The organism is Pseudomonas salmasensis (genome assembly GCF_014268375.2).
Classification (GTDB): Bacteria; Pseudomonadota; Gammaproteobacteria; order Pseudomonadales; family Pseudomonadaceae; genus Aquipseudomonas; species Aquipseudomonas salmasensis.
In genome coordinates this window covers 4177929-4192022 of sequence record NZ_CP077083.1, presented here as the reverse complement: position 1 = coordinate 4192022, position 14094 = coordinate 4177929, and the positions used below count along the sequence as shown (strand labels likewise).

At 61.9% G+C, this 14094-nt stretch carries 9 protein-coding genes; all 9 read right to left on the bottom strand.

Features of this window, described 5'->3' with window-relative positions:
* Positions 1-75: 75 nt before the first annotated feature.
* Complete coding sequence (locus tag HU731_RS18740; protein WP_186608273.1) at positions 76-966, bottom strand: transglutaminase family protein; 891 nt, start codon at positions 964-966, stop codon at positions 76-78.
* A complete protein-coding gene (locus tag HU731_RS18735) occupies positions 966-3452 on the bottom strand; it encodes a circularly permuted type 2 ATP-grasp protein (protein WP_125969442.1) in 2487 nt (828 codons plus the stop codon). The genes HU731_RS18740 and HU731_RS18735 overlap by 1 nt, the downstream gene beginning before the upstream one ends.
* Positions 3453-3610: 158 nt before the next feature.
* Complete coding sequence (locus tag HU731_RS18730; protein ID WP_186608272.1) at positions 3611-6901, bottom strand: transglutaminase family protein; 3291 nt, start codon at positions 6899-6901, stop codon at positions 3611-3613.
* A 187-nt stretch (positions 6902-7088) separates the two neighbouring features.
* Positions 7089-7538, bottom strand: a complete 450-nt coding sequence (locus HU731_RS18725; RefSeq protein ID WP_054918848.1) for a hypothetical protein — start codon at positions 7536-7538, stop codon at positions 7089-7091.
* Positions 7535-8455, bottom strand: coding sequence for an Ssp4 family T6SS effector (ssp4, locus tag HU731_RS18720; protein WP_186608271.1), 921 nt, complete (start codon positions 8453-8455; stop codon positions 7535-7537). The genes HU731_RS18725 and ssp4 (HU731_RS18720) overlap by 4 nt, the downstream gene beginning before the upstream one ends.
* Positions 8456-8621: 166 nt before the next feature.
* Positions 8622-9071 (bottom strand): hypothetical protein, encoded by a 450-nt coding sequence (locus HU731_RS18715; RefSeq protein WP_186608270.1) that lies wholly within the window; start codon positions 9069-9071, stop codon positions 8622-8624.
* Positions 9068-10000, bottom strand: a complete 933-nt coding sequence (ssp4, locus tag HU731_RS18710) for an Ssp4 family T6SS effector (protein WP_044271006.1) — start codon at positions 9998-10000, stop codon at positions 9068-9070. Before ssp4 (HU731_RS18710) ends, HU731_RS18715 begins: the two co-directional genes overlap by 4 nt.
* 202 nt (positions 10001-10202) lie before the next feature.
* Entirely contained in the window at positions 10203-12506 is a 2304-nt protein-coding gene (locus HU731_RS18705) for a YgiQ family radical SAM protein (protein WP_003188080.1), read from the bottom strand.
* 184 nt (positions 12507-12690) lie between these two features.
* Entirely contained in the window at positions 12691-14088 is a 1398-nt protein-coding gene (gene dnaB, locus HU731_RS18700; RefSeq protein ID WP_003188079.1) for a replicative DNA helicase, read from the bottom strand.
* Between the last annotated feature and the right edge of the window lie 6 nt (positions 14089-14094).

Below are 14094 nucleotides of genomic sequence, written 5' to 3'. Positions count from 1 at the left end.
GCTTGAAGCCGGCGCAAGGGTGACGCAGAGCGTCACAGCAGGCATTCCCACGCGGAGCGTGGGAATCATCGTTTTTTATTCCAGCGGCATCACCGTCACCCGCACCTCCGGGTCGTGGCTGCCTCCCCCCAGAATCACCCCACGCAACGGCGACACATCGGAAAAGTCCCGGCCCCAGGCCAGGGTGATGTGCTCCAGCGCCGGCTGCACATTGTTGGTCGGGTCAAAATCCACCCAGCCTGATACCGGGCAAAACACCGAAACCCACGCATGGGACGCATCCGCGCCAATCAGCCGTGGCTGGCCGGGCGGTGGCTGGGTGAGCAGGTAGCCGCTGATATAGCGCGCCGCCAAGCCCCGCGAACGCAGGCAGGCAAGCATCAGGTGAGCGAAGTCCTGGCACACGCCGCGACGGCGCTCCAGCACTTCCACCAGCGGCGTGGCGACCTGGGTGGCTTCGGCATCGAAGGTAAATTCGCTGAAGATCTTCTCCATCAATGCCTGCGTGCCCAGCAGTAAAGGCTCGCCGGGCGGGAAGCAGCTTTCTGAGAACTCGACGAAGGTTTTCTTCAGATGGACATAGGGCGACTCGAAGCGATAGCGGCAGGCTTCGATCAGGTCGGCGCTCAACGCCTGGCTGCTGTAAGTCAGGCTGTCGCGGGTGTGGTCCCAGGGCGGCGAGCGCTGGAAATCCAGAACAGGCCGCGCCAGCACTTCCACGGTGAGCCCGGCGTTCACCAGCAATTCATCATGGGGCCGTTCGAACGCCAGGCGGGTGATCGGGTTGCCGAACACGTCCAGCTCATCGCGGCGCGAGGTGGGTTCCGGGCTAATATCCAACTGCTGCCAGGTGCACTTCTGCCAGGCGCACGGCCGTGGCCACAGGTGCGCCAGTTGCTGGGCCAGGGACACCGGGCTGTCGTAGTGGTAATGGGTATCGTGGAAAATCTGATAGCGCGCGCTCATTACACCGACACCGTTTGCTGGCTGACATCATCCACGTGGGCAAAATGGCGCAGCGCCAGGCGATCCGACACTTGCCCACTTTCATCGGCCACCGCTTGCAGCAAGTCGGCCAGGCCGTCCAGGGCGGCACGCACGCTGGTTTCGCCAAACAGGCCGTTCTCTAGGCAACCCAGGTCAAAATGCGCCAGGCGCTCGACCAACGGCGCCAGCCCGGTTTCACGGGGCACGCCAAAATCATCATTGAGACGGCGCAGGGTGCGGCTCACCAACTTGAGCTGGAACAGCACCGCATGGGGGTTCTGCTCGTCGAGCAGCAGCAGGTCGAGCACCGGGATCAACTGCGGCACCGCCAGGTAGCGCGAACGGTAGGTGATGCTGCTGTTGCCCAGCTCCAGCAACCATTCCAGCCCGGCCTGATCGAACACCGCCACACCGCGCAGGAACGCTGCAAGGCTGCTGCTCAGAAACTGCAGACGCTCGATACGCCGGCCCATCATCAAAAAGCGCCAGCCTTCATCACGGGTCATGTCGTCCAGGGCAAACCCGGACAGCGCCGCCAGGGACATCACCAGGCGGTTGAGAAAGTCGAGCAGCTCGCCAAAGTCCGCGGCGTCGCTTTCCAGCTCCATGGCTTCACGTTGCAGCTCCACCAGGGCCTGCCAGTTTTCCCGGGACAACTTGCCGCGCACCTGGGACGCCGCCCACTGCAAGCGCTGCAAATTGGCGCGCAGGCTTGAAGGCCAGTCATCACCCAGCAACGCCGCGAGCAGACGCTCAGGCAGCTCGCCCTCTTCCGGCAACAGGCGCAGGCTTTCGCCCAGTTCGACGGCGGCCTGCAGCGCCAGCGGATCATCGCCATCGACATACCGCGCCAGCACCACGCGCAGCCAGCGCGCACTGTCATCGCAGCGCTCGCAGTAACGGCCGAACCAGAACAGGTTTTCCACCACGCGCGAGGGCAGATAGGGATCGCGGCGCACCAGGTCATAGGCGCCAATGGTGCGTTGGGCGCGCCACTGCTCGCCACCCGGCGCGCGTTCGCCGAGCACCCAGGTGTCCTTGCTCGCCCCACCGCGCTGCATCGACACCACCTCGGCATCGGCGTCGGCCGCCACGCGGGTCAGGCCGCCGGGCAGCACCCGATAACCGTCATCACTGGCCACGGCGTAGACACGCATGCCGATGGCGCGGTGTTGCAGATGGTCATCCACGGTGTGCCAGACCGGCGCCTGAGACAACTGCGCCAGCTCTTGGGCGACATAGGCATAGGGCCGCGCACGCATGCGTTCGGCCAGGGCCTGGCGCTGTTCGTCATCAAGGTCGCGACCAAACACCGGGGCGAAACTTTGTGAGGGAAATGCCGGCTTGATCAGCAGCTCCGGGAGTTTTTCCAAAGCTTCGGCAAGCACCGGCGCTTCGCCGCACCACCAGGTGGCAATCGACGGCAGGATCAAGGCTTCACCGAATAAAAATTCGTTGATCTTGGGCAAAAAGCCCAGCAACCCCGGCGACTCCAGCACACCGCTGCCCAAGGCATTGGCCACCAGCACATTGCCTTGGCGCACGGCATCGAGCAGGCCCGGCACGCCCAGCGCCGAGTCGGTGCGCAGCTCCAGTGGATCGCAGAAATCGTCGTCGAGGCGGCGCATGATCGCGTGCACCCGGCGCAGGCCGCTGAGGGTTTTCAGGAACACAGTGCTGTCGCGCACGGTGAGGTCGCCGCCCTCGACCAAGGGGTAGCCGAGCTGGCGCGCCAGGTACAGGTGTTCGAAATAGCTCTCGTTGAAACGCCCCGGCGTGAGCAACACGATCAGTGGCGGCTGGTCATCGCCAGGGGCCTGGCGCGCCAGGGTTTCCTGCAACGTGCGAAAGAACCCGGTGAGGTGCTGCACTTGCATATCCCGGTACAGGTCCGGGAAGGCGCGGGACACGATGGTACGGTTTTCCAGGGCGTAGCCGGCGCCCGACGGGGCTTGGGTGCGGTCGGCGGTGACCCACCAGCGGCCATCCGGGGTGCGCGCCAGGTCGACCGCGTACAGATGCAGGAACGCACCGTCGGGCGGCTGGATACCCTGGCACGGCCACAGAAAATTGTTATGTCCGAATACCAGTTCGGCCGGCAGCAAGCCTTCCTTGATCAGGCGCTGCGGGCCATACAGGTCGGCCAGTACCGCATTGAGCAGGCGCGCACGCTGGGCGATGCCGGCCGACAGTTGCTGCCACTCCTCGGCCGCCAGCACATGGGGCAACAGGTCCAGCTCCCAGGGGCGGTCGGCGCCCTTGGGGTCGGCGTAGACGTTGTAGGTCACGCCGTTTTCCTGGATCTGGCGCGTCAACAACGCCTGGCGCTGGGCCAGTTGTGCAGGCGTGCTGCGTTGCAGGTGATCGAACAAGCGCCGCCAATGGGCACGCACCGCGCCGCTGGCGTCCAGCAGTTCGTGATAGGTGCCCGCGGTGAGCGGGTAACGGTCGAGCAAGTCGGACATGGAACGCTCGGCAGAGGCAAGGGAAGTCAGGTTAACTCAAATTCACTACGATCCAATGTGGGAGCTGGCTTGCCTGCGATAGCGGTGTGTCAGTCACCAGAACTATCGACTGAAACACCGCTATCGCAGGCAAGCCAGCTCCCACACTTGGATCATGTTCATTCCTTATTTTTTGTGAAACGCCGCAAATCCAGCGTCATTGGCAACTCATCGTTTACCGTTACAGTCGGCACTGGCAGCTTGCCCGGGCTATGCCCCAAGCGGAAAAACCGCGCCATGCGCCGGCTCTCCGCCTCATTGGCATTCACCGGCAGGCTGTCGTAATTGCGCCCGCCCGGGTGCGCCACATGGTATTGGCAGCCACCCAACGAACGCTGCATCCAGGTGTCGAGCAGGTCAAATACCAGCGGCGCATGCACGGCGATGGTCGGTTGCAGGCAGTTGGCCGGTTGCCAGGCGCGGTAACGCACGCCCGCCACGAACTCGCCGACCCGGCCGGTCGGTTGCAGCGGCACCGGTACGCCATTGCAGGTCAGCAGGTAGCGTTGCGGCGGCAACCCGCTCAACTTCACTTGCAGGCGCTCCAGGGACGAATCCACATAACGCACCGTGCCACCCACCGCGCCCTCCTCGCCCAGCACGTGCCAAGGCTCCAAGGCCTGGCGCAGTTCCAGTTCGATACCGCTGACGGCGTAGTCGCCCACCTTGGGGAAACGAAACTCCAGATGCGCCGCGAACCATTCGGCCCGCAATGGGTAGCCGGCCGCGTTCAGTTCGACGATCACGTCGGCAAAGTCCTGCTCGATAAAGTGCGGCAACAGGAAACGGTCATGCAGTTCAGTGCCCCAGCGCGCCAGCTTCGGCGGCGCATAGGGCTCGCGCCAGAACCGCGCGACCAGCGCCCGCAGCAACAACTGCTGGGTCAGGCTCATGCGCGCATGGGGCGGCATTTCAAAGGCGCGCAGTTCCAGCAGGCCCAGGCGGCCCGTGGCGCCGTCGGGTGAGTAGAGTTTGTCGATACAGAATTCGGCGCGATGGGTATTGCCCGTCACGTCGATCAGCAGGTTGCGCAACAGGCGATCCACCAGCCACGGCGGGCACTCCTCGCCCGGCTCCGGCATCTGCGCAAAGGCGATCTCCAGTTCATACAGCGCATCGTTGCGCGCCTCATCTACCCTGGGCGCCTGGGAGGTGGGGCCGATAAACAGGCCGGAGAACAAATAGGACAACGACGGGTGGTTATGCCAGTAGCTGATCAGGCTGCGCAGCAGGTCCGGTCGGCGCAGGAACGGCGAATCCTTGGGCGTCGCGCCGCCCAGCACGAAGTGGTTACCGCCACCGGTACCGGTGTGGCGTCCGTCGATCATGAACTTCTCGGTGGTCAGGCGGGTTTGCCGGGCCTCTTCGTAGAGGAATTCGGTGCGTTCCACCAACTCGTCCCAAGTGGCGGACGGCTGTACGTTGACCTCGATGACACCGGGGTCTGGCGTGACCCGGAAATTGCTCAGGCGCGTATCCGCTGGCGGCTCGTAGCCTTCGAGCAGTACTGGGCAATGCAGCTCTTGGGCGGTGGCCTCGATAGCGGTCACCAGTTCCAGGTAATCCTCGACGCGCTCCAGCGGCGGCATAAACAGGTAAAGGCGCCCTTCGCGTGCTTCGGCACACAGCGCGGTACGGGTCAACCAGTCGGCGGACTCGTCCACCTTGGGCACACGCTCATCACTGCGCGCGGGCTCGCCATGGTTTTGCAACTGGGCGCTGGTCGGCAGCTCCGGCTGATCCTGGTTAGGGTCGGTCGGGTGCACAAACGGATACTGCGCCGCCGTCACCCACGGCTGCGAAGCGAGAGGCAGGCGATAGCCCAGTGGCGAATCCCCCGGCACCAACCGGCAATGGTTGTCGCGCAGGTACCAACGCCCACTCTGCCAGCGGTCATTGGCCGCAGTACGTGCCAGCGGCAGCACCTGGCCGATGACTTTATCCAAGCCCTGGCTGAACACTTTGCGCAGGCGCTCACGCTCCAGGTCGTCGCTCAGGCGCGGGTCCTGGGCGGTGACGTTCTGGGGCAGCGCCCCTTCGCGCCACAGGTAGTAGAAATTGTCTTCGAACGCCGGGAACACAAAGCGCGCCGGTAGTTTGAGGCGCTCGGCGACGCTGGCCAGGAAACGCCCGGCCATCACCCCATCGGCGCCATAGTCCTGTTGCTCATCGGCGATCAGCGCGCTGTTGTGCCAGATCGGCACGCCATCGCGGCGCCAATAGCAGTTGAGCGACCAACGCGGCAATTGCTCGCCGGGGTACCACTTGCCTTGGCCGAAATGCACCAGGCCCTTGGGCGCATAGTGCTGGCGCAGGCGCTGGAACAGCTCGGCCGACAGGCGTCGCTTGTCCGGGCCCAGGGCTGCGGTGTTCCACTCGGCGCCGTCGGGGTCGTCGATAGACACGAAGGTGGGCTCGCCGCCCATGGTCAGGCGTACGTCGTCCTTGAGCAGGTCGCTATCAATCTGCCGGCCCAGGGCCTGGATCGCCAGCCATTGCTCTTCGCTGTAGGGTTTGGTCACCCGTGGCGCTTCCCAGATGCGCTCCACCGACATCTCGTGGGTGAATTCGCACTCGCACGGCTCCACCAACCCACTGATCGGCGCAGCAGACGATGGATCGGGACTGCAGGCCAAAGGGATATGCCCTTCACCGGCAAACAACCCGGACGTGGCATCCAGGCCAATCCAGCCAGCGCCGGGCAAATACACTTCGCACCAGGCGTGCAGGTCGGTGAAGTCCACCTCGGTACCGGACGGGCCGTCGAGGGCTTTGACGTCGGCGGTGAGCTGAATCAGGTAGCCAGAGACAAATCGCGCCGCCAACCCGAGGTTGCGCAGCAATTGCACCAGCAACCAGGCCGAGTCGCGGCAGGAGCCGGATGCATTTTCCAGGGTGAATTCCGGGGTTTGCACGCCCGGTTCCATGCGAATCAGGTAACCGATATCGGCGGCCAGGCGCTGGTTGAGGCCCACGAGAAAATCCACAGCAGGCAACGGCGTACGGTCGATGCCGGCCAGGTACGCAGCCAACCTTGGCGTCAGCGGCAGGGTTTCCAGGTACGGCGCCAGCTCGCGCTGCTCATCGGCGGCGTAGATGAACGGGATTTTTTCGGCGTAGGGCTCGAGGAAAAAATCGAACGGATTGAACACCGCCATCTCGGCGACCAGGTCGACTTCGATGCGCAACTCGTCAGTCTTTTCCGGGAACACCAGGCGCGCCAGGTAATTGCCCTGGGGGTCTTGCTGCCAGTTGATGAAATGCTGCTCGGGCAGCACCTTCAGCGCGTAGGACAGTATCCGCGTACGGCTATGGGCCGCCGGGCGTAGCCGCACGATCTGCGGGCCGAGTTCGACAGCACGGTCGTAGCGGTAATGCGTAACGTGGTGCAACGCGACATGAATCGACACGGCGGCCTCCTGCGAGCCAGGGCATGAGCACAACGCGCGCAAGACTTATGCCACAGCAGCAGTCATTGCACTAAAACGTCGGGCCCGGTGCAGTACAGCACCAAAACGGCGCCAACGTTGTGGCTATGGTGCAGGCGCTGCACACATTTGTAGCGCCGGGCTGAGGACAGGTGGTGAATCTACCCAGTTAAGGCGTAGTACGCCTGGTATTCAGGGCTTGACGCAGTTGGCGAATTTGCACAAGTTTTGCCCGCATCTCTCGCTGCCCACTGCTGTTGAGCACCAGCAGGCCGAACAGCGGGAAAATCAGCGACAGGCTATAGAGAACCCTGTGTGGGTTGTACTGAATCATTGGGAGCACAAACAAAAGACAGGCAGCGTAGATGGCGACCATCACCCATGCCCACGAAGGTTTGCCCCGCAGGATCATAAAGTTGCTATGGACCGTCAACACAATAAGCAATGCACCTGCGAGCAGGATCTTGAGCCCGACTTGAGCAAGGGGCGCATCACGAAAATAGGTGACGAAAGCCAGCGCCACTGCAAGCGCTAGTGAAAAGTAGGCAGCAAATACGCCGCCCAGAAACGTCAAAAAGTGATGCCTGAAGAAGTCGCGCAGCGTCATCAACTCACTCATTCGTTTATTTCCTCGTACAACCCTATCGCAATGGTATTGACGTTCCCAGAGTAGGCGCTGCCTGCGAACCCGACGGTCGCGCCCAGGATATCTTTGATCTGAGTACTGGTGCTTTGCTTGAGTTGCGTCGGGGTGAAACGCTTGGAGAGCTCACCCGATGCCTGCCTGAGCTTGAGCATCTTCGAGGTCAAGCTGGGATCATTGATACTCAGTAGTTCCTTGGTCAGCTTGGCCCTCTCCTGACGGTTCAAGCCGCGTAGCACTTCCCGCAGGCTTTTGCCCGTCGATGCCTTGGCGACCTTGACCAGCTTGACCGTCGTCAGGGCTGAAGCGCCCACACCGGCCAACGATGCCGCGTCCAGCACAATGGATGCATTCTGGTACCAACCTTCACTGTCGAGCCAATCGTTTACCTCAGGCTTGGCCACCTCAAGGGTCGTTCGGGCAATGCCATTGAAGCACTGGAGCGAACTCGCGCCTGCGGCCGCGTACCCCACCACCACAATGACCGAGCTCGCGCCGGCACTGAAAGGAACCAGAATAGTGCCGCTGGCAATCGCAGCCCAACTGATGACGGCGCCCAGGCAAGAGATTCCGGTATTTACGGCCTCGCCGATCAGCCTGGATTCCCGGGGATTGTTTACTACGTGATCAGCGAATTGTGTCGGCGCGATGTATTTCTGCGCCTCGCGCAGGATGACACGCTTTGGCTTGATGCTGCAGATGGGCTTGAATTCGCGCAGAGTGACAACGTTGAAATCGGCATCGATATACACAACTCCTGCACCGACAACGCCGGGGTCTGCATCGATGGCCGCAAACAACCGTGGCAGGTTGATCCGGCTCTCGATGCGCTGGCGCGCCATAAATTGAGAGCGGTTGGAATCCATGCCGATGTTGAACAAGGAGCTGCCCATAAGTGTTCTTCCGTGAAATTGAAAGTGCCCAGACCGACCTCATCGCAGGCAAGCCAGCTCCCACACTTGAAATGCATTCCCCTGTGAGTGCTGGCTTGCCTGCGATAGCAATCTGATGGGCGCCACCCTAACAAACAGGCCACCTACCGCCAATGAATCTACCCAATCAACGGGCCTTGCGTTGCGCAATCGCCGCCCGACGCAGGTGACGTATTTCGAGTAATCGCTGGCGCATTTCACGATGGCGCTTGCTGTTGAGCAGCAACAAACCCAGCAGCGGAAACAACACCGCCGAGCCGTACACCAGGGTGTTGAGGCCGTATTGAATCATCGGCAACACGAACAGCAGGCAACACACCAGGTAGCCCGCCACCAGCCGGGTTGCCCAAGGATACCCGCGTGCAATCATCACATTGCCAAACACCAGCACCGCCACCAGCACCAGGATTGCAGCGCCGGAGTAGTTGGCCTTGAGCACCGGTTCAACCCCGCGCAAATAGGTTACGCCCGCCGTGGAGACCGCCACTGAGCCGGAAAAGATCGCCATGAAGATGGTGCCCATGAACACCGGAAAATAACGCGCAAGGAAACTGCGCCTATCGGGAAAACCCTTCATTCCGTCAGTTCCTCATACAGGCCAATGGCAAGCGTCGACGCCGAGCCGACGTGGCCGGTTCGATAGCTGCCCCAAATACCCAACATGCCGCCCAAAGCGTCCTTGAGCTGGGTGAGCGTGGCATGACGGATTTCCGTGGAGCTGTAGCGCTTGGGCAACGTGCCGGCGCGCTGCTGCAACTTAAGCAACTTCGGAGTCAGGCTCGGGTCTTTGAGGCTGAGCAATTCCTGGGTCAATTTCTTGCGCTCCTGGCGATTCAAGCCCTTGAGCAACTCGTACCAGCTCTTGCCCAACGCAGCGGCCTTTTTGGCCTTGAGCAGCCTTAATGTGGTGAAGGCGCCCGTTCCGATACCCACCAACGACGCGGCATCGAGAATCGGTGACACCGCGCCATACCACTGGGCGTCATCCATGCGGTCGTTGGCCTCCGGGTCAAGGATCTCGTTATAGGTACGGGCCACGCCAAACCCGCATTGAGCGCTGCTGGCCAGCGCGGCCGTGACACCAATACCCACCACAAAAGCACTGGCACCGGCGGTGAAGGGTACGGCGACGCTGCCACTGAACACCACGATCCAGCCAATGACTGCCGCGCCGCAGGAAAGGCCCATGTCAAAAGCCTCCTTCTGGAGGCGCCCTTCACGGGGGTCGGTCTTCACCTGCTCGACAAACTGCGCCGGCGAGATGTACTTCTGTGCCTCGCGCAAAATGATGCGCTTGGGCTTGATGCTGCAGATGGGCTTGAATTCGCGCAGGGTGATTACGTTGAAGTCGGCGTCGATGTACACCACGCCAGCACCGACGATGCTGGGGTCGGCGTCGATGACGGCGAACAGCCGTGGCAGGTTGATCTGGCTTTCAATGCGCTGGCGCGCCATGAATTGGGAGCGGTTGGAGTCCATGCCGATATTGAGCAAGGGGTTGCCCATAAGTGTTCTTCCTTGAAATTGAGAGTGCCCAGACCAGCCTCATCGCAGGCAAGCCAGCTCCCACACTTGAAATGCATTCCCCTGTGGGAGCTGGCTTGCCTGCGATAGCAATCTAATGGGCGCCACCTTACCAAACAGACTCAGCACCGACCAGAAAGCAAAACGCCAGCACGAGGCTGGCGTTTTGCATTTCAGGCGTCGATCAACGCGGCACAACCGGCTTGCGCGTAGGCTTGCCGCCCTTGCCCTTGGCCGCATCACTGCGCTCCTTGGCCGCCTGCTTGTTGCGCGCCTGGGCCGCAGCCTTGGCTTGCTCGCGTTTGTCCCACGGGTTGCTGCCGTCGCTGCCACGGGGTGGCAGGCCGGTGTGCTGGGTGAGGATCTTGGTGGTGGTTTCCTTAGCGACCTTATGGCTGCCCGCCGGCGTCGAGTTCTTGCGCCGGGCACTTTGGTAGCTGTCGGTGGACGGCTGGTGCAGCGGGATCAACTGGTCCTTGCCCGACCCGATCAGGTCGGCACGGCCCATGCGGGTCAATGCTTCACGCAGCATCGGCCAGCCCTTCGGGTCGTGGTAACGCAGGAACGCCTTGTGCAGGCGGCGCTGCTCCTCGCTCTTGACGATGGTCACCGCGTCGCTCTTGTAGGTGACCTTGCGCAGCGGGTTCTTGCCCGAGTGGTACATCGCGGTGGCGGTGGCCATCGGCGACGGGTAGAACGCCTGCACCTGGTCGGCGCGAAAGCCATTGCCCTTGAGCCACAGGGCCAGGTTCATCATGTCTTCATCGGTGGTGCCCGGGTGGGCGGCGATGAAGTACGGGATCAGGTACTGCTCCTTGCCCGCTTCCTTGGTGTACTTCTCGAACATGCGCTTGAACTTGTCATAGCTGCCAATGCCCGGCTTCATCATCTGGTTGAGCGGACCTTCCTCGGTGTGTTCCGGGGCGATCTTGAGGTAGCCACCGACGTGGTGAGTGACCAGCTCTTTGACGTATTCCGGCGACTCGACGGCCAGGTCGTAGCGCAGGCCGGAAGCGATCAGGATCTTCTTCACACCCGGCAACGCACGGGCGCTGCGGTACAGCTGGATCAACGACGAATGGTCGGTGTTCAGGTTCGGGCAAATGCCCGGGAACACGCACGATGGCTTGCGGCACGCGGATTCGATCTCCGGGCTCTTGCAGGCGATGCGGTACATGTTGGCGGTCGGGCCACCGAGGTCGGAGATCACGCCGGTGAAGCCCGGCACTTTGTCACGGATCTCTTCGATTTCGCGAATGATCGACTCTTCGGAACGGTTCTGGATGATGCGGCCTTCGTGCTCGGTGATCGAGCAGAAGGTGCAGCCGCCGAAGCAGCCACGCATGATGTTCACCGAGAAACGGATCATGTCGTAGGCCGGGATCTTCTCCTTGCCATACGCCGGGTGCGGTACGCGGGCGTAGGGCATGCCGAACACGTAGTCCATTTCTTCGGTAGTCATGGGAATGGGCGGCGGGTTGAACCACACGTCCACTTCACCGTGCTTCTGCACCAGGGCGCGGGCGTTGCCTGGGTTGGTTTCCAGGTGCAACACGCGGTTGGCGTGGGCATAGAGCACCGCGTCGCCGCGGACTTTCTCCACCGACGGCAGGCGGATCACGGTTTTGTCACGGGTCATGCGCGGGCTGGCCAGGATCTGCACAACCTTGGCTTCTTCCGGGTCATCCACCGGGCCTTTTTCTTGCTCAATGGCGCAGGCCTGGGTGTCCTGGGTGTTGACGTACGGGTTGATGATCTTGTCGATCTTGCCCGGACGGTCGATACGCGTGGAGTCCACTTCGTACCAGCCGGCTGGCGTATCACGGCGGATGAACGCGGTACCGCGCACATCGGTGATGTCTTCGATCTTGTGGCCCCACGACAGGCGCTGGGCAACCTCGACGATGGCCCGCTCGGCGTTACCGTACAGCAGGATATCGGCGGTGGCGTCGATCAGGATCGAGTTGCGCACACGGTCCTGCCAGTAGTCGTAGTGAGCAATACGACGCAGGGAAGCTTCGATACCGCCGAGTACGATCGGCACGTTCTTGTAGGCTTCCTTGCAACGCTGGCTGTACACCAGGCTCGCACGGTCCGGGCGTTTGCCGGCCATGCCGCCGGGGGTGTAGGCGTCGTCGGAGCGGATTTTCTTGTCGGCGGTGTAGCGGTTGATCATCGAGTCCATGTTGCCGGCCGCGACGCCGAAGAACAGGTTCGGCTCGCCGAGCTTCATGAAGTCGTCTTTGGACTGCCAGTTCGGTTGCGCGATGATCCCGACGCGAAAGCCCTGGGACTCCAGCAGCCGGCCGATGATCGCCATACCGAACGAGGGGTGGTCAACATAGGCATCACCGGTGACGATGATGATGTCGCACGAATCCCAGCCAAGCTGATCCATCTCCTCCCTGCTCATCGGCAGGAATGGCGCAGGACCGAAACATTCGGCCCAGTACTTGGGATAGTCAAATAACGGCTTGGCTGTTTGCATGACGGTGACCGGTGTGAAGATGAAAAATCGCGGGCGCGGAATATAGCACAAAATTTGACCAATTCCGACGGCAGTAGTCGGAATTGTGGTGGCCTCATCGCAGGCAAGCCAGCTCCCACAGGGGAATGCATTCCAAAGGTGGGAGCTGGCTTGCCTGCGATGAGGCCCTTACAGGTGCTTGAAACTACTCGTCGTCGTCGAAGTTGTAGCTACCCGGCGCCAGGTTTTCGAAACGCGTGTACTTGCCGATGAACGCCAACCGGATAAACCCGATCGGGCCGTTCCGCTGCTTGCCGATGATGATTTCGGCAATGCCTTTGTGTTCCGTCTCGGGGTGGTACACCTCGTCGCGGTACACGAACATGATCACGTCGGCGTCCTGCTCGATCGCTCCGGATTCCCGCAAGTCGGAGTTCACCGGGCGCTTGTTGGGACGTTGTTCCAGGGAACGGTTGAGCTGGGACAACGCCACCACCGGGCAGTTGAATTCCTTGGCCAGGGCTTTCAGGGAACGGGAGATTTCAGAAATCTCGTTGGTACGGTTGTCGCCGCTGGAGCCGGGGATCTGCATCAACTGCAGGTAGTCGATCATGATCAGGGCGATGTCGCCATGCTCACGCACCAGGCGGCGGGTACGTGCGCGCATTTCGGACGGGCTGATACCCGCGGTGTCATCGATGAACAGCTTACGGTCGTTGAGCAGGTTGACCGCCGAGGTCAGGCGCGGCCAGTCGTCGTCTTCCAACTGACCGGAACGCACCTTGGTCTGGTCGATACGGCCCAGGGACGAAAGCATACGCATGATCAGCGATTCGCCTGGCATCTCGAGGGAGTACACCAGCACCGCCTTGTCGCTGCGCAACACGGCGTTTTCCACCAGGTTCATCGCGAAGGTGGTCTTACCCATGGACGGACGGCCGGCGACGATGATCAAGTCGGACGGCTGCAGGCCGCTGGTCTTTTCGTCAAGGTCGGTGTAACCGGTGGAAATACCGGTAATCGCGGCATCGGTGTTGAACAAGGTGTCGATGCGGTCGATGGCTTTGGTCAGCAGGTCATTGACGCTGACCGGGCCGCCAGTTTTCGGGCGGGCCTCGGCGATCTGGAAGATCTGGCGCTCGGCTTCGTCAAGGATCTCGGCGGCAGTGCGGCCTTCGGGGTTGAAGGCGCTGTCGGCGATTTCGGTGCTGATGCCGATCAACTGGCGCAACGTGGCGCGCTCGCGGACGATCTGGGCATAGGCCTTGATGTTGGCGACGGACGGCGTGTTTTTTGCCAGCTCACCGAGGTAGCCCAGGCCACCCACTTGGGAGGTCTGGCCTTCCTTGTCCAACTGCTCGGCCAGGGTGACCACGTCGATCGGCGAGTTCTGGTCGGCCAGCTTGGCGATGGCGCGGAAGATCAGGCGGTGGTCATGGCGATAGAAATCACCGTCCGAGACTTGATCCAGCACGCGTTCCCAGGCGTTGTTGTCCAGCATCAAGCCACCGAGCACGGCCTGTTCGGCCTCGATGGAATGCGGCGGCACCTTAAGGGCAGCGGTTTGCAGATCGTATTGCTCAGGAGCGGAGATTTCGTTCATGGCCAC